26 protein-coding genes are annotated in these 25,948 nt (G+C 49.4%); 15 read left to right on the top strand and 11 right to left on the bottom strand.

The genetic code is table 11. The features are described from left to right. The first annotated feature begins 1 nt into the window (after position 1). The 11 genes from BN3003_RS05815 to BN3003_RS05765 all read left to right on the top strand — a co-directional run bounded on the left by BN3003_RS05815 (position 2) and on the right by BN3003_RS05765 (position 10,319). On the top strand, positions 2 to 685 hold the full coding sequence (locus tag BN3003_RS05815; protein ID WP_058355723.1) for a type IV pilus inner membrane component PilO: 684 nt from the start codon (positions 2 to 4) through the stop codon (positions 683 to 685). Next, positions 685 to 1,224 (top strand): pilus assembly protein PilP, encoded by a 540-nt coding sequence (locus tag BN3003_RS18360; RefSeq protein WP_082625565.1) that lies wholly within the window; start codon positions 685 to 687, stop codon positions 1,222 to 1,224. Before BN3003_RS05815 ends, BN3003_RS18360 begins: the two co-directional genes overlap by 1 nt. A 22-nt stretch (positions 1,225 to 1,246) precedes the next feature. Next, complete coding sequence (locus tag BN3003_RS05805; RefSeq protein ID WP_058355721.1) at positions 1,247 to 3,397, top strand: type IV pilus secretin PilQ; 2,151 nt, start codon at positions 1,247 to 1,249, stop codon at positions 3,395 to 3,397. A 30-nt stretch (positions 3,398 to 3,427) separates the two neighbouring features. Next, positions 3,428 to 3,979 carry a shikimate kinase AroK gene (aroK, locus tag BN3003_RS05800; RefSeq protein ID WP_058355720.1) on the top strand — a complete coding sequence of 184 codons (552 nt, stop codon included), beginning with the start codon at positions 3,428 to 3,430 and terminating at the stop codon, positions 3,977 to 3,979. After that, on the top strand, positions 3,954 to 5,036 hold the full coding sequence (gene aroB / locus BN3003_RS05795; protein ID WP_058355719.1) for a 3-dehydroquinate synthase: 1,083 nt from the start codon (positions 3,954 to 3,956) through the stop codon (positions 5,034 to 5,036). Before aroK ends, aroB begins: the two co-directional genes overlap by 26 nt. A 150-nt stretch (positions 5,037 to 5,186) precedes the next feature. Next, on the top strand, positions 5,187 to 7,895 hold the full coding sequence (locus tag BN3003_RS05790; protein ID WP_058356255.1) for a bifunctional acetate--CoA ligase family protein/GNAT family N-acetyltransferase: 2,709 nt from the start codon (positions 5,187 to 5,189) through the stop codon (positions 7,893 to 7,895). 89 nt (positions 7,896 to 7,984) lie between these two features. Further along, positions 7,985 to 8,224: a 30S ribosomal protein S16 gene (gene rpsP / locus BN3003_RS05785; protein ID WP_019958127.1), complete on the top strand. Its 240-nt coding sequence runs from the start codon at positions 7,985 to 7,987 to the stop codon at positions 8,222 to 8,224. 53 nt (positions 8,225 to 8,277) lie between these two features. Further along, positions 8,278 to 8,763 carry a ribosome maturation factor RimM gene (rimM, locus tag BN3003_RS05780; protein WP_407701097.1) on the top strand — a complete coding sequence of 162 codons (486 nt, stop codon included), beginning with the start codon at positions 8,278 to 8,280 and terminating at the stop codon, positions 8,761 to 8,763. Next, on the top strand, positions 8,763 to 9,503 hold the full coding sequence (trmD, locus tag BN3003_RS05775; protein ID WP_058355718.1) for a tRNA (guanosine(37)-N1)-methyltransferase TrmD: 741 nt from the start codon (positions 8,763 to 8,765) through the stop codon (positions 9,501 to 9,503). The genes rimM and trmD overlap by 1 nt, the downstream gene beginning before the upstream one ends. A 15-nt stretch (positions 9,504 to 9,518) precedes the next feature. Beyond that, entirely contained in the window at positions 9,519 to 9,890 is a 372-nt protein-coding gene (rplS, locus tag BN3003_RS05770; protein WP_058355717.1) for a 50S ribosomal protein L19, read from the top strand. Between the two features lie 102 nt (positions 9,891 to 9,992). Continuing rightward, the gene (locus BN3003_RS05765; protein ID WP_058355716.1) at positions 9,993 to 10,319 is read left to right on the top strand and encodes a hypothetical protein; all 327 of its coding nucleotides are present in this window, start codon (positions 9,993 to 9,995) and stop codon (positions 10,317 to 10,319) included. 90 nt (positions 10,320 to 10,409) lie between these two features. Here the strand turns inward: BN3003_RS05765 and ppk2 are convergent, their stop codons facing one another. From ppk2 to BN3003_RS05740, 5 genes are all read right to left on the bottom strand, one after another. Then, positions 10,410 to 11,354 carry a polyphosphate kinase 2 gene (ppk2, locus tag BN3003_RS05760; RefSeq protein ID WP_058355715.1) on the bottom strand — a complete coding sequence of 315 codons (945 nt, stop codon included), beginning with the start codon at positions 11,352 to 11,354 and terminating at the stop codon, positions 10,410 to 10,412. Positions 11,355 to 11,446: 92 nt separating this feature from the next. Then, entirely contained in the window at positions 11,447 to 13,273 is a 1,827-nt protein-coding gene (locus tag BN3003_RS05755) for a bifunctional chorismate-binding protein/class IV aminotransferase (RefSeq protein ID WP_058355714.1), read from the bottom strand. 77 nt (positions 13,274 to 13,350) lie between these two features. Continuing rightward, entirely contained in the window at positions 13,351 to 14,088 is a 738-nt protein-coding gene (locus tag BN3003_RS05750; RefSeq protein ID WP_058355713.1) for a hypothetical protein, read from the bottom strand. 131 nt (positions 14,089 to 14,219) lie between these two features. Further along, positions 14,220 to 15,602 carry a Re/Si-specific NAD(P)(+) transhydrogenase subunit beta gene (gene pntB, locus BN3003_RS05745; RefSeq protein WP_058355712.1) on the bottom strand — a complete coding sequence of 461 codons (1,383 nt, stop codon included), beginning with the start codon at positions 15,600 to 15,602 and terminating at the stop codon, positions 14,220 to 14,222. A 13-nt stretch (positions 15,603 to 15,615) separates the two neighbouring features. Next, entirely contained in the window at positions 15,616 to 17,151 is a 1,536-nt protein-coding gene (locus BN3003_RS05740) for a Re/Si-specific NAD(P)(+) transhydrogenase subunit alpha (protein WP_058355711.1), read from the bottom strand. A 277-nt stretch (positions 17,152 to 17,428) separates the two neighbouring features. Between BN3003_RS05740 and BN3003_RS05735 the strand changes: the two genes are divergently transcribed. Then, positions 17,429 to 18,553, top strand: a complete 1,125-nt coding sequence (locus BN3003_RS05735) for an enoyl-CoA hydratase/isomerase family protein (protein WP_058355710.1) — start codon at positions 17,429 to 17,431, stop codon at positions 18,551 to 18,553. Between the two features lie 75 nt (positions 18,554 to 18,628). Here BN3003_RS05735 and BN3003_RS05730 read toward each other — a convergent pair whose 3' ends face one another. Then, positions 18,629 to 19,261 carry a hypothetical protein gene (locus BN3003_RS05730; RefSeq protein ID WP_147645360.1) on the bottom strand — a complete coding sequence of 211 codons (633 nt, stop codon included), beginning with the start codon at positions 19,259 to 19,261 and terminating at the stop codon, positions 18,629 to 18,631. Between the two features lie 211 nt (positions 19,262 to 19,472). Between BN3003_RS05730 and BN3003_RS05725 the strand changes: the two genes are divergently transcribed. Together BN3003_RS05725 and BN3003_RS05720 are read left to right on the top strand one after the other, a co-directional pair. Next, positions 19,473 to 19,862: a cytochrome b562 gene (locus tag BN3003_RS05725; protein ID WP_058355708.1), complete on the top strand. Its 390-nt coding sequence runs from the start codon at positions 19,473 to 19,475 to the stop codon at positions 19,860 to 19,862. A 153-nt stretch (positions 19,863 to 20,015) separates the two neighbouring features. Then, positions 20,016 to 21,110 (top strand): enoyl-CoA hydratase/isomerase family protein, encoded by a 1,095-nt coding sequence (locus BN3003_RS05720; RefSeq protein WP_058355707.1) that lies wholly within the window; start codon positions 20,016 to 20,018, stop codon positions 21,108 to 21,110. Positions 21,111 to 21,189: 79 nt separating this feature from the next. Here the strand turns inward: BN3003_RS05720 and BN3003_RS05715 are convergent, their stop codons facing one another. Next, on the bottom strand, positions 21,190 to 22,383 hold the full coding sequence (locus BN3003_RS05715) for an MFS transporter (RefSeq protein WP_058355706.1): 1,194 nt from the start codon (positions 22,381 to 22,383) through the stop codon (positions 21,190 to 21,192). Positions 22,384 to 22,616: 233 nt separating this feature from the next. On the opposite strand from BN3003_RS05715, the gene BN3003_RS05710 reads away from it, so the two are divergent. Continuing rightward, a complete protein-coding gene (locus BN3003_RS05710; RefSeq protein ID WP_058355705.1) occupies positions 22,617 to 23,075 on the top strand; it encodes a DUF2628 domain-containing protein in 459 nt (152 codons plus the stop codon). Positions 23,076 to 23,139: 64 nt separating this feature from the next. On the opposite strand, the gene BN3003_RS05705 is transcribed toward BN3003_RS05710, so the two are convergent. The 4 genes from BN3003_RS05705 to BN3003_RS05690 all read right to left on the bottom strand — a co-directional run bounded on the left by BN3003_RS05705 (position 23,140) and on the right by BN3003_RS05690 (position 25,940). Beyond that, entirely contained in the window at positions 23,140 to 23,541 is a 402-nt protein-coding gene (locus BN3003_RS05705; protein ID WP_147645358.1) for a DUF6232 family protein, read from the bottom strand. A gap of 94 nt (positions 23,542 to 23,635) precedes the next feature. Next, a complete protein-coding gene (locus BN3003_RS05700; RefSeq protein ID WP_058355703.1) occupies positions 23,636 to 24,013 on the bottom strand; it encodes a hypothetical protein in 378 nt (125 codons plus the stop codon). Between the two features lie 184 nt (positions 24,014 to 24,197). Further along, the gene (locus BN3003_RS05695; protein ID WP_058355702.1) at positions 24,198 to 24,605 is read right to left on the bottom strand and encodes a hypothetical protein; all 408 of its coding nucleotides are present in this window, start codon (positions 24,603 to 24,605) and stop codon (positions 24,198 to 24,200) included. 144 nt (positions 24,606 to 24,749) lie between these two features. Beyond that, the gene (locus tag BN3003_RS05690; protein ID WP_058355701.1) at positions 24,750 to 25,940 is read right to left on the bottom strand and encodes a ComEA family DNA-binding protein; all 1,191 of its coding nucleotides are present in this window, start codon (positions 25,938 to 25,940) and stop codon (positions 24,750 to 24,752) included. Positions 25,941 to 25,948: the final 8 nt, after the last annotated feature.

Raw genomic sequence — 25,948 nt, 5'->3', positions numbered from 1 at the left:
CATGGCATCCAAAAGTTTAGAACTCAATGATTTATACAAACTCAATCCAATTGCACAATTGGGTTTAGCCTTGGGTATCATTGTATTAATTTTAGGTTTGGCATATTTTGTTTTCTACAGCGGTCAATTGGACGAATTGAAAGTCGCAGAAACTGAAGAAGTAAAATTAAAAGAAGACTTTGAATCCAAGGCTAAGGCAGCAGCACAATTGCCTATTTTGAAAAAGCAATTAGAACAAATCAATACCACTTTTGCGATTTTGTTGAAACAATTACCAACGGATGCTGAAGTACCTAATCTACTGCAAGAATTACATGATGCGGCATCTTCTAATGGCATGCGCTTGGATAAAGTCATTCCTCAACCTATTGTCAATGATGGCCCTATTGATATATTACCATATCAAATTTCCTTAACCGGTAGTCATGCACAGTTAAGTCAGTTTGCACGTGATGTTGGTAAATTATCGCGCATCATTACCTTAAGTGAGATGAAACTCGAACAAGATAAAAAAGATAAAAAAGATAAAAATGCGCCTGTCACACAATTTGTACTTGAAGCAAAAGCCAATACTTATAAAGCCGTCGATGTAAATGTAATTGATGAAGATAAAAAGCAAGCTTCAGAACCTAAAAATAAAAAAGCGGCCAGCAATAAGGATGCTAAAGCAGAGGGGGCTAAATAATGAAATACTCTAAGAAAAAATATATTCCTCTTATTGGGATTGCTTTGCTTCTTAGTGCCTGCTCAGAGCACGATGACTTAAGACAATGGATGTCAAATGTCAAACAAAAGGCAATCAAATCATATCCTGAACAGACAGTTCCTAGCATTAATGCCATGGCAACTTATATACCACCTGCTTTTGTAGGTTTACAGGCATTTAATCCTGATCGGTTAAAAGCAGGTCGACAAACTGGCGATAACGGTCCAAATATGAATCGCCCCAAAGAAATATTGGAGGCATTTGGCTTAGAGAAATTGGCTTATGTAGGCTCTTTGGTCAAAGGTGGTCAAACTGCTGGTTTTATCAAAGTGGATGATCACATCTATACCGTTAATGTGGGCAATTATTTAGGGCAAGATTTTGGTCGTATTGTTGCCATCGAGCCAGATCGCATCGTCTTACAAGAAATGGTTGAAGGCACCGATGGTACTTGGGAACACCGCGAAGGCACCATTACCCGCTCAGATTCTGCAAATGATACTGAAACCACAAAATAGTGATAATTAATAAGGGATAACTATGAAACACATTCAAGCAACAGTAAAGCTGCTCTCTGGTTTGAGTTTGGGTTTAATGCTGCAAACAGCATGGGCGGGTAACATTACTGACATCAAAGTCACTTCATTAACCGACAGCAAAAAAATCGTTAAGATTAAATTTGATCGGGATGTGGTGGAACCTAAAGGCTTTGTAACGGGCACTCCCCCTACTATAGCCTTGGATTTTGGTCAAACCGGCATTAATTTGGCTCAACAGGACTTCCAATACAATGACAGCTTGCTGGGTAAAATCTTAGCAGCCGAAAGTAATGGTCGGGCGCGTTTGGCCATCGATTTACGCAGCAATAGTGAGTATTACACCGAGCGCAAAGGCGATGAGATTTGGGTTTACATCACCTCAAAAAATGCAATACCAAACATTACTGAATCAGTGAAAACTACTGCCACCAATACTTCTACCATCAAAAATAACAATGCTTCCTCGCAATTGTCATCAAATAACAGCGATGACATAGGCCACAGTGGTGTTGGCATTGACTTCAAAAAAGGCAATGGTGGGCGTGGTGAAGTGACCTTGAACTTACCGACACCAAATACTCGGTTTAATGTTCAAAAAAATAATGATCGATTGATTATTACTTTGCCAGATACCAGTATCAATGCCGCCGAACAGAAAAAATTGGATGTTACCACTTTTGGTACGCCAGTGCGCTTTGTAAACTTGACTCGTAACAATGCCCAAACCCAGTTGGAAATAGTGACCTCTGGTCCTTGGTCTTATCAAAACAAATTGGAAAATGGCCGACAAGTCTTCCATATCCTGCCGCAAAGCAATATCGCACAAGCCGGTTTAATTAAAAAAAACCAAAACTTTAAAGGAACGCGTGTTACTTTAGACTTTCAAGATGTTGAGGTACGTACCATCTTGCAAATTTTGGCTAAAGAATCTGGTATGAATATTGTTGCCAGCGATAGTGTTAGAGGTAACATGACTATCAGTTTAAAAGATGTACCTTGGGATCAGGCATTACAATTAGTGATGGATTCTCGTAATTTAGACAAACGGCAAAATGGAAATATTATAAAGATCGCCCCTAGAGAAGAGTTAATAGCCCAAGAAAAAGAAGAATTAACAAATGCGAAAGAATTAGAAAACTTGGGGCCGTTATTATCTCAATCATTTCAATTGAAATATAAAAGTGTTGAAGAGTTTAAAACCGTCTTAGATATTAAAACTGGATCCTCTAATAGTGGAGATACAAAGTCCATCTTATCTGCTAGGGGATCAGCTTTAATTGATCCTGCAACCAATACTTTAATCATCAATGATGTTTCTTCTGTCATTAAAAAAATGCAAGCACTCGTTGAAGAACTTGATGTTCCTTCACAACAAGTGATGGTAGAAGCTCGCATTGTATCTGCCACCACCAACTTTGGACGCGAACTTGGTGTTAGATGGTTTGGTCAACATACAAGTTCTTCCACCAAACCGAGTACCGGAATTGGATCGGCAATTCCTTCATCTAACACAACCACAACGGGTAATAATGCGTGGGCTGGTCCAATGGGTTTTTCAAATTCTCCAAGTGTTAATTTAGGAGTACAAGCTGCAACTAGCAGTATCGCCATTGTGCGACAAACTTTATCAGGTGCTTTGGGCTTGGAACTGTCTGCAGCAGAGTCAGAAGGAAAAACCAAAACCATTTCTAGCCCTCGTGTATTGACCCAAAATGGGAAAAAAGCTGAAATCAAATCCGGTACTGAAGTTCCTTACCAAGAAGCAAGCTCTAGTGGGGCCACTTCTGTTTCATTTAAAGAGGCGGTTTTAGGTTTAACTGTCACCCCACGTATCACCCCTGATGGCAACATTATCATGGATTTAGATGTGACTAATGATTCGGTTGATTCAACTTGTACCGCTTCCGAACCATGTATCAAAACCAACAACCTGAACAGTACAGTGATGGTAGAAAATGGCGGTACAATTATTGTTGGCGGCATTTACAAACAAGATTTAAACAATGCCACGTCAAAAGTGCCATTACTAGGCGATATCCCTGTCTTGGGCAATTTGTTTAAATACCAGAAAAAAGTGGATAACCAAGAAGAATTACTGATTTTCATCACCCCTCGCATCATGAGTGCAACGGGCAGTAACTTGCGTTATTAATCTTCTATCATTCAACCAACTTAGGTTACAATGCCTGCTATGGACTACATAGCAGGCAATCTTATTTTTATTGGGTTGATGGGGGCTGGTAAAACCACCATCGGTAAGTGTTTGGCACAGCGTTTGGGTTGGCAGTTTTACGATTCGGACCAAGAAGTTGTCAAACGCACAGGTGTACCCATCAGTACCATTTTCGAGCTGGAAGGCGAAGCGAGTTTTCGTGAGCGCGAGCATGCTGTCATCAGTGACTTAAGCAAACTCAAACATTGTGTGATTGCCACTGGCGGCGGTGCCATCTTGCGCCCTGAAAACCGTCAATTGTTGCAGCAATCGGGCACGGTAATTTACTTAAGCACCAGTGTCGATTGCATCCTCAAACGCACGGCACAAGACAAATCACGACCGCTGTTACAAGTGGAGAATCCGCGTGAGCGTTTGGAAAAACTGTTCCAAGAACGCGACCCACTCTACCGCGATATTGCCGACCACATTATCGAGACCCATAGCCAAGCCATACCCATGGTGGTGAACCAATTAATCCAACAATTGAATTTATATGAGCCCTCTGACACTGACCGTTGATGCCCCTTCTCATAGCTATCCTATTTTCATTGATACCCATTTACAGGCCGCATTAGCACGTGAATTGGCACAGTATTGCAGTCGCAAAGCAGCCATTGTGACCAACACCACTATCGCACCTTTGTACTTAGAACAAGTACAAGCGGCCTGTAAAACCGCCGGCATAGACAGTTTCACCATCATCTTACCCGATGGTGAAGCACATAAAAATTGGGAAACCCTCAACCTGATTTTTGATGGCTTATTGCAAAACCATGCCGAGCGCTCGACCACCTTGATTGCTTTGGGTGGCGGTGTCATCGGCGACATGGTCGGCTTTGCTGCAGCGACGTATCAACGTGGTGCGCCTTTTATTCAAATTCCCACCACCTTACTCAGCCAGGTGGATTCGTCTGTTGGTGGCAAAACCGCCATCAACCATCCTCTGGGTAAGAACATGATAGGCGCGTTTTACCAGCCTCAAGCGGTATTCATCGGTTTGGACAGCTTGAAAACCCTGCCTGAACGCGAATTTGCTGCAGGCATGGCCGAAGTCATCAAATACGCACTGTTGGGCGATGTTGAATTTTTAAGCTATTTAGAAAACCACATGGATGCCATCCAAGCGCAAGATGCGCAGGCATTGCGCCACATCATCGGCCATTGCTGCCAAATGAAAGCCGATATTGTGGCCGAAGATGAAAAAGAACACGGCCGTCGCGCCTTGTTAAACTTGGGTCACACCTTTGGTCATGCGATAGAAACCGAAATGGGCTATGGCGTGTGGTTGCACGGTGAAGCCGTGGCGGCTGGTATGGTGTTGGCATGCCGTTTGTCTGAGCAATTGGGCAACATCAGCACCGCAGACAGCCAGCGTGCCATAGACCTGATTGCACGCGCCCAATTACCGGTAGATGCGCCCACATTCGCGTTTGCAACTTGGTTAGAACACATGCAACATGACAAAAAAGTGGTCAATGGCGAGATGCGTTTTGTTGCATTGCAACAACTGGGCGCAGCCTATATGGTCAAAGGCATTACCGCCGCAGACTTGCGTACCGTGGTGCCACATGCTTGAATTGTCGGTGTTTCACTGATTTCTGCTCTTAAGCGGCCTGTAAACCACAGGCCGCTGTTCATTTGACTTGGATTAAATCACCTTGCTCTAAACCAAGAAGTCATTGAATTTCAGGTAAGATGGTGTTTTCAGCCTGACTGGGAAATGGTGATGAAGCCCCATTATTTACACGATTTATTCAATCCCAAACACATAGCGGTCATCGGTGCCAGCGACAGAGCCCACAGCATTGGTCAAACTGTCTTCGCCAATTTGCTCACTTGCGGTTTTACAGGCCGCATCAGCCCAGTCAATTTGAAACACCCGATTGTCGGCGGTGTGCCTGCTGCCAGTCATTTGTCGCAACTGAGCGATAAAGTCGATGTGGCCTTGGTCTTGACCCCGACCAGCAGTTTTGATGGCCTGATACGCGAGTGCGCCAAACTCAAAATCCGCTTTATGGTCATCATCAAAAACTTGGACGAGCAAACGCCTAAAGACCGTCAATTATTGGAAAAAGCAGTCAAACTGGCCAAACGCTTACAAGTGCGCTTGCTCGGTCCCAGCATCTTGGGTTTGATACGACCACCGCAAAACCTGCATGCCAGTACTTACCAAGGTGTGCTCAACAGCGGCAGCTTGGCCTTGATTACCCAATCCAGCGGCCTCAGCAGCGCCCTACTGGACTGGGCGCATGGGCGCAAAATCGGTTTTTCAACTGTGTTGTCACTCGGTGTGGAAACGCTGGACATTGATTACGGCGAAATTTTGGACTTTTTGGTACAAGACAGCCACACCAAAGGCATTTTGCTGCACATCCACCACATTTTGGATGGCCGCCGCTTTATGAGCGCTTTGCGCTCGGCGGCGCGGGTCAAACCAGTGGTGGTCTTGAAATCTGGGCGTGAGGAAAACCACATTGATGGCTTGTCCACCGCCAGCAATGTGCTCGACAGCAACGACATCTTCAACAGCGCCTTAAGCCGCGCCGGTGTGTTGCGGGTACAAACCATATCGCAATTGTTCACCGCCGCACGCATGCTCACCGCCGATTACCGCACCCAAGGCAACCGCTTGGCCATAGTCTCCAATGGCATAGGTTTGGGCGTACTGGCCGTAGACAGCGCACACGATTCCAACGTACCGTTGGCGCAACTGTCAGAATCAACCCTGCAACAGCTCAAAACCGTGCTGCCACCGCACAATCACATCAGCAATCCTGTTGATACTGGCAACGATGCCAGCCCACTGCGCTTTCGCTCGGTGGTGAAGCTGTGTTTGGACGATGCCGCCGTCGATGGCGTCTTGGTCATCTTCTCACCGCAACCTGGCAGTGATGATGTCGGCACGGCGCAAATGATGTTGCAACTGCAAAAAGAAAGCAACAAACCGCTGATGATGGCGTGGATGGGCGATGAGAAAGTCAAAAACAGCATCCCCTTGCTCACGCAAGCACGGGCAATACACTTTAAATCGCCTGAATTTGCGATAGAAGTGTTCAGCAACTTGGCTGAGTTTCAGAAAAACCAAGCCTTGCTGTGGCAAACACCCAAGCCGTTGGAAGGCCATGCCTTACCGGCCGATATCAAAGCCGCCAAACACTTGCTGCGCGAAGCACAACAGCAACATTTGACCGTATTGCCCGAATACAGCTCCAAAACCTTGCTCAACCAATTCCACATTCTGAGCAACCAAACGCGCTTGGCGCACGATGAAGACGAAGCAGTGGCCTTGGCGCAAGACATGGGTTATCCCGTGGTGTTGAAAATTGATTCGGCCGATATTTTCTACAAATCCAATATCGGCGGCGTCAAACTCAATATCCACGATGCGCCCAATTTGCGCGAAGCCTACCGTGTCATCATGGAACGTGCCGCCGTATTGGCACCACAAGCGCGCATCAATGGCATCACCGTACAACCGATGTTGCAACAGCGCGAGGCACGCGAGGTAATGATCAGTGTCACCCGCGATCAGGTATTTGGCCCCGTCATCACTTTTGGCGCTGGTGGTTTGGCCGCATCCATCCAAAAAGACAATGCCACCTCTTTGCCGCCTTTGAACAATTTCATCATCGCCGACATGGTGAAGCGCACCAAAGTCGGCCAAACTCTGGGCGCATTCAAAAACATGCGCCCGATAGACCAAGAAGCTTTGGAGCAAGTGCTGTTGCGGGTATCGGAGATGGTGAGCGAGTTGCCAGAAATCATCGAATTGGAAATCAACCCTTTGCTGCTCAGCCCTGCCGGTGCCATTGCCGTAGATGCACGCGTGGTCATAGACGAGCACCAAGTCAAATCCAATCGCAGCCAACGCTACAAACACATGGCCATCATGCCTTACCCATCGTATTTGGAAGAATCTTTGCAATTGAAAGATGGCACCCAAGTTGCCTTGCGGCCACTGCGGCCTGAAGACGCCGACATGGTGCAAGATTTCGTACGCAACCTGTCCGAAGAAAGCCGTTATAACCGTTTCATGTCCAGCATCAAGCAATTGTCGCAACAAGTGTTGGTGCGCTTCACCCAGCTCGATTACGACCGCGACATGGCCTTGGTCTTGGTCTATACCTACGACGATGGCCATGAAGAAGTGCTGGGCATGAGCCGCTATGTCACCGACCCCGACATGGAAGTGTGCGAATTTGCCATTTCCATTGCCGACAAATGGCAAGGACGCGGCGTGGGCACGCTGTTGATGCAAAAATTATTTGATGTGGCCAGTCAACAAGGCTTGTCCACCATGCGTGGCGAGGTTTTGACCAGCAACAGCGGCATGTTGCAGCTGATGAAAAAATTGGGATTCAAGCTGAAAAAAGACCCAGAAGATCCAAATATTTACATTGTCACTCGCCTCCTAAGCAGCGATACGCCGACTTAAAAGCGGCCTGTAAAATTAAGAGCTTGCCAGACAAGCACATATTAGCCTAAAATTGCGGGTTTACTTCTATTGAACTTTAAGGATTACACATGGTTGTCATTCGTTTGTCTCGCGGTGGTTCTAAACACCGTCCGTTCTACAACGTGGTTGTTGCTGATTCACGCAATCGTCGCGATGGTCGTTTCATTGAGCGCGTTGGTTTTTACAACCCAGTTGCCAATGAAAAACAAGAACGTGTTCGCTTGAACAACGACCGCTTGAACCACTGGGTTAGCCAAGGTGCTCAATTGAGCGACGCGGTTGCTAAATTGGTTAAAGAACAAGCTTAATTCACATGTCTGATGCGGTTTTAACCCTGCCCGATGGCGGCGAATTAATCATCATGGGTTTCATACGTGGTGCCGTGGGCGTTAAAGGTTGGGTCAAGATAGGTAGTCATACCGAATACCTCGACAGTTTGTTGGATTACCCGACGTGGTATCTGATTAAAGACCAACAACGTGTCGAAGCAGTGCTTGAAACCGGCAAGGTATTGAATAACAAAGAACTGCAGGTCAAGTTTGAAGACTGTGATACGCGTGACCAAGCCGAAGCATGGCAAGGTTATACCATCGCTGTTCCTCGAGCGGATTTTGTAGAAACCGAAGAAGGTGAATACTACTGGACGGATTTGATAGGCATGAGTGTCATCAATCACGAACAAGTGGTATTGGGCAGCGTTCACAGCTTGTTGCAAACCGGTGCTCACGACGTGCTCGTGGTGCGCGGTGAACATGGCGAGAAACTGATTCCTTTCGTTGAGGCATTTGTCGGCGAAGTGGACATGAACGCAAAAACCATACAAGTTGAATGGGGTTTGGACTACTGATGCACATCCAAGTCATCAGTGTGTTACCGGAAATGTTTGCGGCGATCAGCGATTTTGGTGTGACTTCGCGAGCATTGAAACAAGGTTTGTGGCAGTTTGATGCGATTAATCCGCGTCAGTTTGCCGATAACAAACTCGGTTACATAGACGACAGACCTTATGGTGGCGGACCGGGTATGGTCATGATGGCACCGCCTTTAGCGCGCGCCATTACCCATGCCAAAGACCAACACCAAGGTAAGAATCCACCGCGTGTGCTGTATTTAAGCCCACAAGGCCAGCCTCTTACCCATGCCAAAACGCAAGAATTGGCTAAGCTTGATGGCATGATTTTGCTGTGTGGTCGTTACGAAGGCGTTGATGAACGCTTGCTTAACCACTACATAGACGAAGAAATTTCCATCGGCGACTTTGTGGTTTCTGGCGGTGAATTGCCAGCGATGATGTTGATGGACTCGGTATTGCGTCAAATTGATGGCGTATTGGGTCACCAAGATTCAGCCGCACAAGATTCATTTGCCAACGGTTTACTTGATTGTCCGCATTACACGCGGCCTGAAAGCTTTGAAGACATGCATGTTCCTGAGGTATTGCTCTCAGGTAACCATGCCAAGATTGCAAAATGGCGACAACAACAGTCTGTTTTGCGTACTACCCAGCGCCGTCCAGATTTATTGGCTGCGTTGAAACAAGAGGCGTCTGAACTCGGAATCTCCGAACCAACAGACAAGGCCATATGATATATAGGAAATGTAATGAACATTATTGAACAATTAGAGCAAGAAGAAATTGCTCGCTTGAACAAAGAAATCCCAGCGTTTGCACCAGGCGACACCGTAATCGTGTCTGTGTCTGTGACCGAGGGTAACCGTACCCGTTTGCAAGCTTACGAAGGCGTGGTAATTGCCCGTCGTAACCGTGGTTTGAATTCTAACTTCATCGTTCGTAAAATCTCTAACGGTGAAGGTGTTGAACGTACATTCCAATTGTACGCTCCATCAGTAGCGAAAATCGAAGTAAAACGCCGTGGTGACGTTCGCCGCGCGAAATTGTACTACTTACGTGGTTTGACTGGTAAAGCGGCTCGCATTAAAGAAAAATTGCCAGCACGCAAAGTGGCCAAATAAGAAGTATTTGCTTAAAAATACGTTAAAAACGGTGTCTTATGGCACCGTTTTTTCTATGATGTCAAACATTCTATTGTGGCTGTGTGTCTTGAAGGGGAAATCATGAAGAAGATCCACCTCTGTGTTTTAACTGGCTTGTTGTTCAGCGGCGCCGCTTTTGCCGACTGGCTGCCTGGCTTGCCCTCTCCGGACAAATGGTTAAACCAACAGTGCATGCACCGCATCTCTCAATACCCCAAAGTCAAACTCAGCAGCAGCGAGCGCCGCAATACCTGCGCCTGCATGACCCAACACGCCAAAGCCAATCTGTCCACGCGTGACTTATTGAACTTGGTCGAGATGTCCGATTCCGAATTGGAACGCCGTTACGGCGGTCAAGCCAAACAAGCGTTTGAGCGTTGTAGCAAGCAACAAGTGGCCAGCGAATAGCCCACAACCCTCAACACAGAACATCAAAAAGCGGCCTGTAAACTCTTTACAGGCCGCTTTAACATGCATGCGCATCACATTGGATGGTGATTAATCCTGTTCGCTGTCCAAACTGCCCGACTTACGCTGCGCATTCGGTACCAACACGATTTTGTCGTCGGTGGCGCGTATCGCTTTGAGGTTTTTGTCTGGATAGTCCAAGCGGTGCAAGAAATGGCGGATGCAATTGAGGCGGGCACGCTTTTTGTCGTCCGACTTAATCACCGTCCACGGCGCATCGCCGGTATGGGTATGGAAGAACATTTGGTTCTTGGCCTCGGTATACTCATCCCAACGGTCTAGTGACTGTATGTCTATCGGCGATAATTTCCAGTGTTTCAAAGGGTCATCACGGCGCGAAATAAAGCGGCGCAATTGTTCTTCACGGCTGACCGAGAACCAAAACTTGAACAAATGGATGCCATCATTGACCAACATGCGCTCCAAATCGGGGGTTTGGCGCATAAACTGCAAATACTGTTGCGGCTCGCAAAACCCCATCACCCGTTCTACACCAGCGCGGTTATACCAAGAGCGGTCGAACAACACGATTTCACCCGCCGTCGGCAAATGCTCAATATAGCGCTGAAAATACCACTGCCCCAATTCCACCTCATTCGGTTTCTCTAAGGCCACCACACGCGCACCACGCGGGTTCAAATGCTCCATAAAACGCTTAATCGTGCCGCCCTTGCCTGCCGCATCGCGCCCTTCAAACAGGCACACGATGCGTTGCCCCGTTTCCTTCACCCACGATTGCACTTTCAGCAATTCGATTTGCAACAATTGCTTGTCGTGTTCGTAAACACGGCGGCTCATGCGGGTTTTGTAAGGGTAAGATGCCGGCAAAGGCGCCGAATTGGCATCTTCAGCACTGGTTTCGCCCTCAGCGTGCAACACTTGCTGGGTGAAAATCGGTAAGGCTTCGGCCAACTCGACCGTTTCGTCCTCGGCATTGGGGTTGATGGGTGTGTGTTTTAATTTGTCGTCTGCCATGCATTCAGCCTTTCATCGGGAGTACCTATTACCATGTTGATATTATAAGGGGCACAACACTGATTTTAGAGGGGAAACTCATGGCGTTTGCGCTACATCAAAGTTTCCACCAAGCCTACCGCAAACACACCCCGCAAAGCATTGCTCAAGCGGATGCGCGTGGCCGCCAATACTTCAGCGCGACCGATGTCCGCACGCTCGATGATGCGGCCTGTAAACCCATATTGCGCAGGATTTTGCAATATGGCTTGGCGCATCACACCGTTCAAAATGTCCAAATCCGTACTCGGTGTGTACCACTGCCCATCTAATTCGATAAACACATTCGAGCGCCCGCCTTCGAGCAGGAAACCGTCTTGATTGAACAACAAGCCATCAAACGCACCCAGTTCGACCGCGCCTTGCCACACCTTATCAAACTGCGTTCGCATCGTGGTTTTGTAACGGCGCAACACATCTTGGTTCGGCAACACTTGCTCGCTCAAACACACCGTTTGCGGCGCCTCAAAATCCACCATGGCCGCCGCCGTTATCGCATATTGCCCATCGGCCGCCACCGCACATTTCACCCGCCACAAGCCTTGTGCCCACTCGCTCTCACAAGCGGCCTGTAAGTCTTGCCACAAGGCGTTCACATCACAGACGATGTGCAAATCGCGCACACTCTGTTGCAAACGCGCTTGGTGTAAGGCCAGTAATTCACAGCGGCCATTTTCTACTCGCAGCGTTTCAAACACGCCCACTTCGGCGCTCAAACCTCGTGCAAAACGCGCCTTCCAATGGCACTCATCCCATTCATCCGCACCGACACTGTCAATGACAATGCCCGAACCTATGCCCATACTCAAGCCATAGCGTTGCGGTGTCGCGTGTGCGCGCAATTGCAAGGAGCGGATGACCACATTCCAAGTGCCGGTAAACCCTAAGCCTGTGTCACATGGCTCCAAATACCCGACACTGCCGGTGTACAGGCCGCGCTGGCGCTGCTCCAACTGTTCTATCACCTGCATGGCCATGCGCTTGGGTGCGCCGGTAATCGAGCCACACGGGAAAGCGGCCTGTATGATGTTGGCCACCGTGGTTTCAGGCCGCATTTGCGCCACTACGGTCGAGGTCATTTGCCATACCGAACCAAACGCCTGCACTTCAAACGCCTGCGGCACGCTCACGCCACCAGCCACCGCCAACTTGCCCAAATCATTGCGCAGCAAATCAACGATCATCACATTTTCAGCGCGGTTTTTGGCATCGCTGCGCAAAGCAGCGGCGCGTTCCTCATCCAAGCCATCGCCCAATAAGGGCGCCGTGCCCTTCATCGGCTTGGTCATGATGTGGCCATCGGCCTGTATGTGCAAAAACAGCTCAGGTGAAAAGCCCAAATGCCAAGCCGCACCCTCATTCACCTCAGGCGGCAAGTGTGCCAACACGCCATACGGCACTTGCTGGCGCGCACGCAAACGCGCATACAAACGACTCGGCTCGCCATACACTTCGCCCGTCCACGCGCTGGTGTAATTGATTTGATACACATCGCCACGGGTAATCGCCGCGTGGATGGCGTCTATGCGTTGCAAATACTCGGCCTCAGCCACCTGATTGTGCAAAGCAGCGATGCCAGTGGGCACTGCAGCAGCCTGTAACCATGGCAAATGTCGCGCATCGTCGGCCAACACCTCGCAGCGTTCAAACCACAGCAAATACAGCGCGGCCTGTTTGCCGCCATACATCAACTCCCAGCCAAAATCGTACGACTGCCACAACACCACCTGTAAACCTTGCGCCCAACCCTGTTGTAACAAGGCATCAACGCTGAGCACATCGGCGGCTTGGATGGCATCGACATGGCGTAAGCCTTGGTAATAACGGCAAGTGTGGGCGAGAGCATCGTCTAAGACGACAAAGTATTCGTTTTGATTCATGTTTCTTCTGCAAAAAGCGGCCTGTATTCGTTTACAGGCCGCATTTAATCACATTCCGTGCGATTGCGTGAGCATGATTACGTCCAATCAAACGTAAACATCGCCAAACGCGATTCTGGCTCGTAAAACAGCAAAATCCAATCGGCGCCGCGTTGGTTAAAACGGTAGCCATCGGCCGCGGCGACAAAATAAGCGCGCTTGCCATTGGGCGCAATCAAATAAGTGGTTTCATCGTCGACAATTTCCAACATGCCATAATCCGACAACGGGTATTCCCAATTACCACAGCCGACCTCACCGCCGATTTGGTCCAAGACCACGTCTTCTTCCGCTTGGGAAAAATCCACCTCACCGCGCTGGAACGAGTATTTATTATTGTCGAAAAATTTGCCATATTGGCGATAGCGCTGCTCGGTAATGGCCAATTGCTTGATGGCTTCAAGGCGTTCTTTGCCCAACTCAGCCATCATTTGCCGCTGCCAGTCATCGCTGGGTTCGGTATGGGCCAACAGAAAATAGCGTTCATCCGCCAACCATTCGTATTGCCCTTGCTCATTAAAGCGCAGGCAAAACACATTCGCCTTGGCAAACTCATTGTGAAACGGCTCGGTGCCGTCACCGATGTAACACTCATACGGCTCTATCGGGTTCACAAACGGCAACCAACCCGACCACGCCGGATTTACCGCCGCCAAATCCACGCTTACGACGGGCAATAAGTGTTGGCTTAAAAACGCCGACGACGGTGCAAACACCTCATCAGCCGAGGGAAACATGCGCAGGTGCGGGTTGCTGCTTTTGACATCTTCCAACATGGTTAGGCCTTTTCTCAACACAGTGGCACAGAGTATTGGTGAATCCCTGTGTTTGGTCAAGCGGCGTTCAAAACACAAAAAAGCGGCCTGTAAGTGTTTACAGGCCGCTGTTATGCTTCAGATATCATCCATTACAGATGTTGCAAAATCTCCGGCACCTTGTCTTTGGCATCGCCAAAATACATATAACTGTTGTCGTTGAAGAACAATGGATTTTGCACGCCGGCGTAACCTGCACTCATCGAGCGTTTGAACACAATCACATTCTTCGCTTCCCACACATGCAATACTGGCATGCCGGCAATCGGGCTGCTTGGATCGGTTGCCGCAGCAGGATTCACCGTGTCGTTGGCACCGATGACCAACACCACATCGGTATCGGCGAAATCATCGTTGATTTCATCCATTTCCAACACGATGTCGTAAGGCACTTTCGCCTCGGCCAACAACACATTCATGTGCCCCGGCAAACGACCGGCAACCGGATGGATGCCAAAACGCACCTCCACACCGGCAGCACGCAGTTTTTGCGTCAACTCCGCCACTGGGTATTGCGCTTGCGCCACCGCCATGCCGTAGCCTGGGGTAATGATGACGCTGCTGGCATCTTTGAGCATCGCTGCCAATTCGGCCGCTTGGATTTCCTTGTGTTCACCCGTCACTTCTTCACCAGCAGCTGCAGGTGCGGCACCGAAACCACCGGCAATTACCGAAATAAACGAGCGGTTCATCGCCTTACACATGATGTAAGACAGAATCGCACCAGAAGAACCGACCAACGCACCAATGACGATTAGCAAGTCGTTAGACAACATAAAGCCTGTGGCTGCGGCCGCCCAACCTGAGTAAGAGTTGAGCATGGAAATTACCACCGGCATGTCGGCGCCACCAATCGACGCCACCAAATGCCAACCAAACGCCAAAGCGATGACGGTCATGATGAGCAAGCACATCGTGCCCCAAGCCGAACCATCGGCCGACAAGAAACAGAACATCAGCAACAAAGACACCACCAAAGCCGCCAAATTGAGCTTGTGTTTGTGTGGCAAAGACAAAGGCTTGGAGCTGATTTTGCCATTGAGCTTGCCAAAAGCGACGATGGAACCGGTAAACGTCACCGCACCGATGAAGATGCCCAAATACACTTCCACCATGTGGATGGTGTGCATGTCGGCCGCCACATCACCCGGTTCAATGTAGCTGTTATAGCCCACCAATACCGCTGCCAAACCAACGAAACTGTGTAAGATGGCAATCAATTCTGGCATTTGCGTCATTTCGACTTTTTGCGCGCGGTGGATGCCGATGGCAGCACCGATGACCATGGCGATCAATATCCACACCAAACCGTGGGTATTGGGGCCAAACACGGTCACAAACAAGGCGATGCCCATGCCGACCATGCCAAACACATTACCGCGCTTGGCGGTTTCTTGTTTGGACAAACCCGCCAAACTGAAAATAAACAAGATGGCCGCAATGATGTAAGCGGCGCTAACAAATCCTGTAGACATATTTGTTCTCCCCTTAACCTTTACGGAACATATTGAGCATGCGGCGCGTCACGTAGAAACCGCCAAAAATATTCACGCTCACCAATAAGACGGCGATGAATGCGAGCACACTCACCCAGCCATTGCCTTGGCCGATTTGCAATACCGCGCCCAAGATCACAATGCCGGAAATGGCATTGGTCACCGACATCAGCGGCGTGTGCAGCGAATGCGACACATTCCACACCACGTAATAACCGACCACGCACGACAACACAAACACGATGAAGTGATTCAAGAACGCTGCAGGAGCGGCAGCGCCCACCCATAAGATTGCCAACGCGCCTATCGCCAATGGCAAGATTTTCTTCCACGTTGGCACCGGTGTCGGCTCAGGTTTCACCACCGGCGCAACTTTGGCCGCGGCTTGTGGCTGCGCCGATACCTGTATTGGTGGCGGTGGGAATTTGATTTCGCCGCCTTGGGTAACGGTCATGTTGCGCACAATCACGTCTTCCTCATTCAAGACAATGTTGCCGTCTTTTTCAGGGGTGATGAGTTTGGCCAAATTGACCAAGTTGGTGGCATACAATTGTGACGACTGACCCGACAAGCGGTTGGCCAAATCGGTATAACCGACCACTTTGACACCATTGGCGGTGGTGTGCACTTCACCCGGCACGGTGTATTCGCAGTTACCGCCGCCCACAGCCGCCAAATCGACGATGACCGAGCCCGGTTTCATTGAATCGACCATCGCTTTGGTAATCAATTTCGGCGAAGGTTTGCCCGGTATCGCCGCGGTGGTGATGATGATGTCGACCTCGCGCGCTTGCTCGGCAAACAGCTTCATCTCGGCGGCAATGAATTCTTCCGACATCACTTTGGCATAGCCATCGCCGCTGCCGGCTGATTCTTGTGGGAAATCCAATTTCAAGAATTGGCCACCCATGGATTCGATTTGCTCGGCCACTTCCAAACGCGTGTCAAATGCCTTGACCACCGCACCCAAAGAATTGGCCGCACCAATGGCAGCCAAACCAGCCACACCCGCACCGATCACCAATACTTGCGCTGGCGGTACTTTGCCCGCAGCGGTGATTTGTCCAGTAAAGAAACGACCAAACTCGTGCGCCGCTTCGATGACCGCGCGATAGCCACTGATGTTGGCCATGGACGACAAGGCGTCCATAGACTGCGCGCGCGAAATGCGCGGCACCATTTCCATCGCCAAAGAGGTGATGTTTTTGGCACGCAAGGCCTCCACCAATTCCGGCTTTTGCGCCGCTTGGATGAAGCTGACCAAAGTCGTGCCCTCATCCATCGCCGCCACTTCGGCTTCGGTGGGTGGATTGAGTTTGAAAATCAACGGATTTTTCCAAACCATGTCGGCAGTGACAATGTTTGCACCTGCGTCCACATAGGCTTGGTCATCGAAATTGGCACCTGCACCTGCACCACTTTCTACTGCTACGGTAAAGCCCAGTTTCAACAACTGCACCACGGTTGCGGGCGTTGCTGCAACGCGCAATTCACCGAGCGAACTTTCCTTAGGAATGCCGATTTGCATCGTTTCTTCCCCTTTCACTGATGGTGTGGATGACAAGACATCATCCGATTAAAAAATACTGAGTAAGCGGCCTGTAAACCCGAATATACCTGACAGTAGGCATGGGTTATTGTTGAAAATTCCGATGGCACGCATTGTAAAGATAAATTAAGAACGGAAACTGTAACCTGAAGTTTAAGCGGTTTCAATACGTTGCCGCATGAAATTTTCGTCAATTATTTGCTATAATATTCATTAAACAATTATCAAGAACCGCACATCAAGCATCGGAGCCAGCGTGGACACGCCTTTAGTCTTGTTTTCAACCCAAAAAACCAGCCATAAGCAATTCATTGCCATCGCAACATTAAATCGACCCAAATCTTTGAACGCGCAAAATACCGCTTTGATTTTAGAATTGCGCTCACAATTAGAGGCTTGGGCACAAGACGACAGCATCGCCATGGTGTGGCTGGATGGTGCGGGCGACAAGTCTTTTTGCGCCGGTGGCGACATACGCGAACTCAGACAAGGCGTGGTCGATGCCGCCGATGCTGCCGCTGCTCACCAACATGTGCGCACGTTTTTTGCCGCCGAGTATTACCTGTGTGAATACCTAAGCCGCTACCCCAAACCGGTGGTGTGTTGGGCCACGGGCATCGTCATGGGCGGTGGCATGGGTTTGGCCAGCGCCGCCAGTCACACCATCGTTACCGAAACCACAGTGATGGCCATGCCAGAAATCAGCATCGGCCTGTATCCCGATGCTGGCGGCACGTGGTTTTTGCAACAATTTCCGTTTGGCAGCGGCAAATTTTTGGGCATGACCGGTTCGCGTTTCAATGGCAGTGATGCCTTGCTTGGCAACCTCGCCGCCGCCTCGCGCCCTGCTGACAGCCGCGCCGCCACCTTGCAAGCCTTGGTCGATGCCGATTGGAATGACGAAGCCGAACGCGTGGTGCGTCGCACCTTAAACGGCCTAGACAGCGCTGCTTTGCCTGCCAGCCAAATCTTGGCGCAACAAGCCGCCATTCAAAACGTGGTCAGCCAAGCCTCGTTCCAAGATGCCTTAAACGTGTTGGCCAGCCATGCCGAACAAGACCCGTGGTTGCAACAAGCGCATGCCAATACCCTCGCTGGCTGCCCTACCAGCATGGGCTTGATTTGGCGTTTGCTGCATGACTTGAAACACGCCTCTTTGGCTGATTGCATAGAACAAGAATTGTTGGTGTCGCAACAATGCTGCACCCGCCCTGACTTTCTCGAAGGCGTGCGTGCCTTGCTCATAGACAAGGACAAAAACCCACACTGGGTCAAAGCCGTGGCCGACGTCGACCGCACTTGGCTGGACAGCTTTTTTGTGCCAAGCAACTATGTGTCTGACTGGATGACCAGCACAGCCACAGACAGCATCACAGCTTAAACCACAAATCCATATTGCTTACAGGCCGCTTGTTCACCCGAATAAACGGCCTGTAAATATTGAAACGTGCAAACATTACGGTTGGTATTGAATGTCTATGCGGAATGCCTGTCCATTCTGGGCATTTTCGGGACTGAGTTCGGCATAGCGTCCGCCACTGGGCTGGCTGGCAAAATACTTGCGCTCGACCTTGTTGCGGCTAGCGCCTTCGGCAAACCACAAAAAATCAAACGATGCTGGTGCGGCACTGTCAACGCTGCGGCCTGTAAAGCCGAATTGGGCTGAGTGGATTTTCCACACGCAAGTGCGGCCGTGTTCGTCTTGTTTGGGCAAGAACGCATCTTGGTAAAAGCGGTATTGGTAGGTGCGGGCGGACGGGTTATTGGCGGCGATGCTGAGTTGAGCGCGTGGATAATGCGCTTCCAGTAAACCCTCGACGCTGCGGCCTTTGAAGCCACAATTGTCGGCCGAGTATTCCAATTGTGCCGGCAAGGCCTGTTGGATATTGGGAACATTGCCATCAAACTGCAGGATTAAACTGGCAGACTGACGCGCTTGTGGGTTGGCACTGGCCCACGTGTTCAAATCGCGGGTGGTTTCTGGCAAGCCGCCGTTTTGCACCCGATTGATCACATACATGCTGCTGAAACAGCCGCTTAATAACACACTGCTGGCGAGCGCCAAGCTTAAAAATGTCGGGGTTTTCATGGCCATCCCTTGGTCTATGCTGACAACTGCCATCATAACACCGGCTTGAAGACAGCATTGCCGCCATGTGAGCTGCGCCGTAGCAGTGTGGTATTTACAGGCCGCTTTTTGTGTTTTGGCAAGGCCACAACTGGCATTACACTGGCCCGACAATGTGATATAACAGCGCTATAACAACACACCATCAACAAAAGACAAACAGAGGAATACCATGTTCAAATCTGCATTCTCGGCCTCTTTGCTGACCACAGCTTTGGCTTTCGCCTTGTGCACCAGCGCGCAAGCCAGCGATTTATCGCATGAAATGCACACGCTCAAAAGCAATTACAAAACCTTTAGCCAAGCCAAATCGGCCGAGCAAGCCTTGACAGCATTGGAAGCGATGCAACAAGCGGCGCAAGCCTCCAAACAGGCCACGCCTGAAAGTGTCGACCCCAGTGATGCCACACAGGTAGCGGCTTACCAAGAGCAGTTAAACCAATTGTCGGCCACCATCGCAGCCGCCACCGATTTGGTCAAGGCCAATCAACTGCGCCAAGCGCAAGCCTTGGGCAAAAAAATGCTGCAAATTCGCGATACGGCGCACGAGCAATTCCGTTAATCTCGCTCAGCATCATCACTTATTTACAGGCCGCTTCATGCGGCCTGTACTGTGTCTGCAATATTTGCTTGATGCGTGCACAAGCAATCAGCGCACGGCTGTGGTAGATTAAGGCGCATCCACACACACCACCCCTATGACTAAGGACTGTGCATGAACACTGATGTAAGCGACAGCGTGTTACTGGCCAGCACCTTGCCCACGGCCTCTGGGCAAGCCATCGGCATCCTCAGCTTAAACCGCCCCAAAGCCTTGAATGCCTTGAATTTGGAATTGATTACGGCGCTGCGAGCACAATTATTGGCATGGCAACAAGACCCGAGCATCGTGGCGGTGTGGTTACAAGGCAGCGACAAAGCCTTGTGCGCCGGCGGCGACATCCGCGAAGTGCAACAACAAAGCTTACAGGCCGCCTCACCAAGCGCCGCTTTGCAACAAGCGAGTGATTTTTTTCAAGCCGAGTATGGCTTGTATGCGGCGATGGCGCGCTACAGCAAGCCCATCATCACTTGGTGTGGCGGCATCGTCATGGGCGGCGGCTTGGGTTTGGCGGCGGCATCGAGTGTGCGCATCGTCACCGAAACCACGCTGATGGCCATGCCGGAAATCAGCATAGGCTTGTTTCCCGATGCCGGCGCGAGTTGGTTTTTACAGCGTTTCCCGTTTCAAAGCGGCGTGTTTTTGGGCTTGAGCGGCGCGCGTTTCAATGGCAGCGATGCCATGCTCGGCAATTTGGCCGAACACGCCTTGCCAGCCGCCAGCCGCGAGGCCACGCTGCAAGCCTTATGCGCCGCCGATTGGCAAGGTTCGGCACACGAAGTCATCACCCAAACCTTGTTGGCTTTGCCAGCACAAGCCTTGCCCGCTTCGACCGTGTTGGCGCATCAAGCGGAAATCCAATCAGTGGTAACCCAGCCCAACTTTCAGGCCGCGTTGACCCAGATACAAGCGCTGGCCCCACGCAGCCCGTGGCTGCAAGCGGCGGCAGACTATGTGGCTCAAGGCTGCGCCAGCAGCGCTGGTTTGCATTGGCTGTTAATGCAGCGCTGTCGCTATGCCTCATTGGAAGAAGTGTTGAATTTGGAGCACACCGTCGCCAGCCATTGCGTGACCCGCGCCGATTTTCTGGAAGGCGTGCGTGCCTTGCTCATCGACAAAGACAAACAGCCGCGCTGGAGCAAAAGCGCGGCACAAGTAGACGATGCCTGGTTGGCATCGTTTTTACAGCCTTTGCCTCTCAATACTTAAAGCCATACCATGCAATACAAGCGGCCTGTAAATCACTTACAGGCCGCTTATCGCTTATATGTGTATGTACTGCTATCCACTAAGCCATGCGTTTGACCAAGCGTTGGATGCGCAGCGCGCAGACAATGCCGACCACACCCAAGACCACGCACACCATCCATGCATTGCGCCATGAGCCCCACCATGTGACCAGACTTTCCATGAGTGGCGGCAAGCTGAATTGTCCCAAGGCCGACCATTGCTGCACCCAGCCCATGGTGCTGGCGACGGTTTGCTGGCTCGGCGCCAGATACACCACATAGGCAAACACCACCCCCGGTATCAGGCCGCCGCCAGCGGAAAACAGCAACACGCCGCAGTATTGCAGCGCAAACGGCAACACGCCTTCGCCGGCAAACGCCACCACCGCCCCAACCATCATCATCACAAACCCTGCCGTCAACAGCAGCCACGCCGGCCGGCCGTGCTGCAACATCATTCCCGCCACGATGGGCCCACCGACATTGCTCAAACACACCAAGGCGGTCAACACCCCAGCAGCGGTGGCGGCAATATCGGCATTGGCATAAATCGTTGGCAAGAAACTGGTCACAGCAAACCACTGACTGGTATAGCTGGCAAATAAAATCCCCAATAACCACGGCGCCGGATGGCTCAAAGTCTGTTTGAGCAATTGCGCCAGCGGTGGCGTGTCATCGCGGTGTTGCACGCGCACATTCGGCACAAAACGCCACAACAACAGCGCCATCAGCAAGGCCAAACTGGCGTAGATCCACCACACCCGCGGCCAAGCCAACACATGCAATAGATTCGGTGCCAACAGCAAACTCGCCGCCACACCCAAGCCCATGTACGCCGCCCAAAACCCCAATACCAGCTTCAATTGATGGGCAGGCACCAATTGCTTAATCAACGATGGCCCTACCAACACAATGCTTAAAAAGCCAAATCCTTCGAGCAAACGCGCCGCAAACAAGGCACTGAAGCTGTGGGCAAACGAGCCCAAAGCACTGGCCACGGCCAAAATCAACAAGCCGCCGACTTGCAAGCGTTTCAGGCCGATTTTCTCCGCCATCAAGCCCACAAACAAGGCCATGGCGATGCCGGCGACTTGGATGCCGGCCAATAAAAAGCCCGACTGCCCCAAACTCAAAGACAGTTGTTGTTGTAATACCGGTATGGTGGGTGGCAATTTACCGATGTGCATGGCTGCAACGATGCCGGCAGCGATGACCAACCACGGCGCCCAGCCCACTTGCTTGGATTGCGTCACGTTTCTTCCTCATGTAATGGCCTCTGCACAGTTGCAGAGGTCGTGTCTGTTGGTTTTACTCAATCTGACTACATCATGCCGCATTTGTACAGCCGCAAACAAGGTTAATAGTATTTATCTTGCTGATTCACTGTTTTCATTGAAATAATTTTAAGTTTTTTGCTCTTTTGCACTGCAAAAGCCGCTATCATATGCCATTTGTTAATAAGTTGTTTTTTTATAAGGGGAAAAACATGGACAGCAACACACCCAATCCGTATGAATCCAGTGTCATTGCCAACAGTGACGTCGCCAGCTCAGGCGAAGGTGGCAACCATGATTTAATCGACAGCTTGGATGTCAGCGATGCTTGGAAACGCAAATTTCATGTCATCGACGACATGCAAAACATCAAAGACCCGAAAGAGCGCAAAGCCTATTTTAAAAGCCTGACTTGGGGCGAGCGCTTCGGCCATTCCAATATTTGGGCATTTTTGTTCAGCTGGATTTATTTCTTCATCAAAGGCATGTGGCGAGCCGGCCTCACCTTCTTGGGTCTGTACATTGTCTTAATCGTCGGCTTGGTGGTATTCAATATTGACAGTGAAGCCTTTGCCCGTGCCGCTGGTCTTGCTTTTGGTATCACCGCCATGACCCGCGCCAACATCATTTACTACACCAAAAAAGTCTTGGGCAAGGATTTGTGGATTTAAACCCTCACGATAAAAAAAAAGCGGCCTGTAAATCTGTTACAGGCCGCTTTTTGTATGTGTCTCATTATTTGGCTTTGTGCGCCATTAAGTGTTCATAAATGCGATCAGCAGCAATCATGTCGCGCTTTTGCAAGACCGTCACTGTTTCGCCGCTTTTTAACACCAACTTCAGTTTGGAAAACACCTTGGCAAATAAGTACAAACGCGCGGCAATGACGGCGATGAGCAAAGCCATTGCCAATTTGGCCGACTGACTTTGATTTTGCGACGCCAATACCACCCAACCAGCCAAGGCCACGATGGCGAAAAAACTGCCCGAACGGATGGCCCCACGCTTGCTCGGCTTCATATAGTGCACGCTGACGATGTCGCTGTAAGCATAATGCTTGCCCGCGACCACGATGCCATTACCATCAAAGCGTACCTCGTGGCGGCTCAAACTGTTGTTTAAATTTTCTAAATCCATAAAAGTGTGAATTCCTAAGCAATGCGGCACTGTAACAAAGATTGCGCCGCGCGCCAAACCCATCTAGCGCCTGTAAAGCCATACTCACGCCCATTTAACGCAAAAATGCCCCTATGCCCGACTTTTGACAACGCTGCTGCACCACTGCTGCCAATGTGGGCTGAGCCATTGTCCGCTCATTAAAGTTATCGCTGTTCACATCGCCAGAACCAATCGTCGTGTCTTGGCGATAGGCATCGTTGACCACTTCGGCCATCAAGCCATTGACCAAGCCGCGCACAAACGGCTGTTCGATGCGCTCGGTCTGCTGATACACCGCCTGCATCGCCCCATCTTGGTCCACGCCTTGCTCGCGTTTTTGCAATGAAGATTCGGCCAATTCACCCAGCATTTGGCACAACATCGCCTCATCCATCTTGGCAAAACTCGGTGCCGCCACAGCCAACAACACACACATCAACACGGTTTTCATCGCCCTACCTCCATCGCTTGTTTACCGGCATTAAAGCACAGATTCAAATCTGTGCAAACGCAGCCACATCAAGCGGCAAGTCCATGCTTTGTCTCTGCTTTTATGCTCTTACAGGCCGCATCCATATACCAACTCGGCCTGTAAACGCGCCAATATGGACTTACAGGCCGCATTGATTCTGGGGCTATCTGGCTGGGCCATAGCCCTCACGCATGGTTTTCAATACTTGCTTCACATCCATGTGCATGCAATTGCTGTGTACAGTGCGTCCCAACGCTTTGGCCTCGGCCAACAATGCAGCCTCATGCTGTTCAGGCGCATCCATCAATTCGCGCTCGTACACGCCATCGACAATTTCACCCATCAACATGATGAAAATATTCTGCTCAAACGCATCGTCCATGCCATCGGTCGCGCGCACCACCACTTGCATGGCATCGGTTTGCGACTTGCCCAAATAACGGCCTATCAATGTGGTTTCCGCCAATTGGCTTTGCATTTGGCAATAGCTGTCTTGGATGTCATCCGCAAACACAGGCAAGGCCACAATGCACAACAAAGCGGTGCTGGCGAGTTTTAACAGGATATTCATAAAGGCTTTCTGGTGATGGTGCGGTATTGAAACACACAAACTGCGTGATTCACAATTGTTAAGCTGATTTTCAAGCTTTAAGATACCAAGCATACAAATGCGGCCTGTAAACTGTTTACAGGCCGCTTTGACACAATATATCCATTATTCAATAAAACTCTCTTTAGCAATTTGTAAGGTTTTGACACCAATGCCTTTAACTAATGCTAATTGCTCAAATGACAAATAACCACCATTCTGTGCTCGCATTTTGATGATTTCTTTGACTGTCGCTCGAGAAACACCCAAATATGCCTCAAACTCATCCATAGATGCGGCTGATAAGCTGACTTTTGTCTGTGTTACCGATGCAGATACATCAAGGTAATCCAAAATATCTGCCAACATCAAATACGTATGAAACACCATTTTTATTGCTTCAACTTGGGTAACTTCAGCATGCACACCTTTATTGGCCAAATTATTGATTTTTTGTATCCATGCACCAATTAAATCCACATGTGTCTTAGCCAATTCTTTATTACTGTCAGATTCAATCGCCTCATCCATAAATGCCCACAGCCGATTGACATACTGATTCTGCTTTAAAACCCGTCCATTAACTTGCTCATTGGTAGCAGGGAAAAGCCTATCAGCTAGCCCTTCTAATAAACGGCGACATGTCGTTAAAGCCTGTGACCATTCCTCTTTATTATCTGAAGAAACCGATTTAAATGCCAACATCAGCTGCTCCGCCAATTCAGGCTCTAAATCTAAAATTTTGTCATCAATTAAAGTTTTCAGAATTTCAAAGGAATTTTTTGTTGTACCTGAAAATTTTAATTGTTCATGTAATGGATGCAAAAGTTGCAAAGCATGTGCACGAATGGCTTCAATGTGTTTTTTTAAATTTGTTTGATAATATGTTTCATCATTACCTTCTTTATTTTTCAGTAACAATAAATACTTATCTTCAATAAATTTAATCCCATTTAACCCTCCTGAGCTTTCTTCAGTCATAAAATTAATTGTTGGGTTAGAGGCTAGAGTCAACGGGATACCTAAATTATCGGTTATATGTTTTGTCTGAGCTTTAAATTGTGAATTAATTTCTTCATACTCAGGCTTTCCTTTACAATCATTAGACTGAACGAGTAGCTTAAATAATTTTTTAAAGTCAGTCATATACCTATTTGCCAAAACAATATCACACCAAATAACAATATCAGTTTTATCAATTAATTTAGCAGCCCTAGATAATTTTTGAATTCCTGTCGCCACACTGCCTTTATTAGATTCTAGTTCTGCAATGCTTTCTTCAACTAATTCTAAAGCCATACTTTTTTTATCTGCCATTTAACCCC

The organism is Vitreoscilla massiliensis (assembly GCF_001457815.1).
In the GTDB taxonomy this organism is placed as follows: Bacteria; Pseudomonadota; Gammaproteobacteria; order Burkholderiales; family Neisseriaceae; genus Vitreoscilla; species Vitreoscilla massiliensis.
The sequence above is the reverse complement of the archived record's forward strand: the minus strand, read 5'-3'. Positions and strand labels throughout refer to the sequence as shown.

Bases quoted from the DNA above. Each gene is read 5' to 3' on its own strand.
- BN3003_RS05720 (WP_058355707.1), top strand. From the start codon at position 20,016: ATGAACACTGATGTAAGCGACAGCGTGTTACTGGCCAGCACCTTGCCC.
- BN3003_RS05710 (WP_058355705.1), top strand. From the start codon at position 22,617: ATGGACAGCAACACACCCAATCCGTATGAATCCAGTGTCATTGCCAAC.
- BN3003_RS05705 (WP_147645358.1), bottom strand. From the start codon at position 23,541: ATGGATTTAGAAAATTTAAACAACAGTTTGAGCCGCCACGAGGTACGC.
- rplS (WP_058355717.1), top strand. From the start codon at position 9,519: ATGAACATTATTGAACAATTAGAGCAAGAAGAAATTGCTCGCTTGAAC.
- aroB (WP_058355719.1), top strand. From the start codon at position 3,954: ATGAGCCCTCTGACACTGACCGTTGATGCCCCTTCTCATAGCTATCCT.
- trmD (WP_058355718.1), top strand. From the start codon at position 8,763: ATGCACATCCAAGTCATCAGTGTGTTACCGGAAATGTTTGCGGCGATC.
- BN3003_RS05790 (WP_058356255.1), top strand. From the start codon at position 5,187: ATGAAGCCCCATTATTTACACGATTTATTCAATCCCAAACACATAGCG.
- BN3003_RS05815 (WP_058355723.1), top strand. From the start codon at position 2: ATGGCATCCAAAAGTTTAGAACTCAATGATTTATACAAACTCAATCCA.
- BN3003_RS05755 (WP_058355714.1), bottom strand. From the start codon at position 13,273: ATGAATCAAAACGAATACTTTGTCGTCTTAGACGATGCTCTCGCCCAC.
- BN3003_RS05740 (WP_058355711.1), bottom strand. From the start codon at position 17,151: ATGCAAATCGGCATTCCTAAGGAAAGTTCGCTCGGTGAATTGCGCGTT.
- BN3003_RS05700 (WP_058355703.1), bottom strand. From the start codon at position 24,013: ATGAAAACCGTGTTGATGTGTGTGTTGTTGGCTGTGGCGGCACCGAGT.
- BN3003_RS05805 (WP_058355721.1), top strand. From the start codon at position 1,247: ATGAAACACATTCAAGCAACAGTAAAGCTGCTCTCTGGTTTGAGTTTG.
- BN3003_RS18360 (WP_082625565.1), top strand. From the start codon at position 685: ATGAAATACTCTAAGAAAAAATATATTCCTCTTATTGGGATTGCTTTG.
- BN3003_RS05690 (WP_058355701.1), bottom strand. From the start codon at position 25,940: ATGGCAGATAAAAAAAGTATGGCTTTAGAATTAGTTGAAGAAAGCATT.
- BN3003_RS05765 (WP_058355716.1), top strand. From the start codon at position 9,993: ATGAAGAAGATCCACCTCTGTGTTTTAACTGGCTTGTTGTTCAGCGGC.
- ppk2 (WP_058355715.1), bottom strand. From the start codon at position 11,354: ATGGCAGACGACAAATTAAAACACACACCCATCAACCCCAATGCCGAG.
- rpsP (WP_019958127.1), top strand. From the start codon at position 7,985: ATGGTTGTCATTCGTTTGTCTCGCGGTGGTTCTAAACACCGTCCGTTC.
- BN3003_RS05730 (WP_147645360.1), bottom strand. From the start codon at position 19,261: ATGAAAACCCCGACATTTTTAAGCTTGGCGCTCGCCAGCAGTGTGTTA.
- BN3003_RS05725 (WP_058355708.1), top strand. From the start codon at position 19,473: ATGTTCAAATCTGCATTCTCGGCCTCTTTGCTGACCACAGCTTTGGCT.
- aroK (WP_058355720.1), top strand. From the start codon at position 3,428: ATGCCTGCTATGGACTACATAGCAGGCAATCTTATTTTTATTGGGTTG.
- rimM (WP_407701097.1), top strand. From the start codon at position 8,278: ATGGGTTTCATACGTGGTGCCGTGGGCGTTAAAGGTTGGGTCAAGATA.
- BN3003_RS05750 (WP_058355713.1), bottom strand. From the start codon at position 14,088: ATGTTGGAAGATGTCAAAAGCAGCAACCCGCACCTGCGCATGTTTCCC.
- BN3003_RS05695 (WP_058355702.1), bottom strand. From the start codon at position 24,605: ATGAATATCCTGTTAAAACTCGCCAGCACCGCTTTGTTGTGCATTGTG.
- pntB (WP_058355712.1), bottom strand. From the start codon at position 15,602: ATGTCTACAGGATTTGTTAGCGCCGCTTACATCATTGCGGCCATCTTG.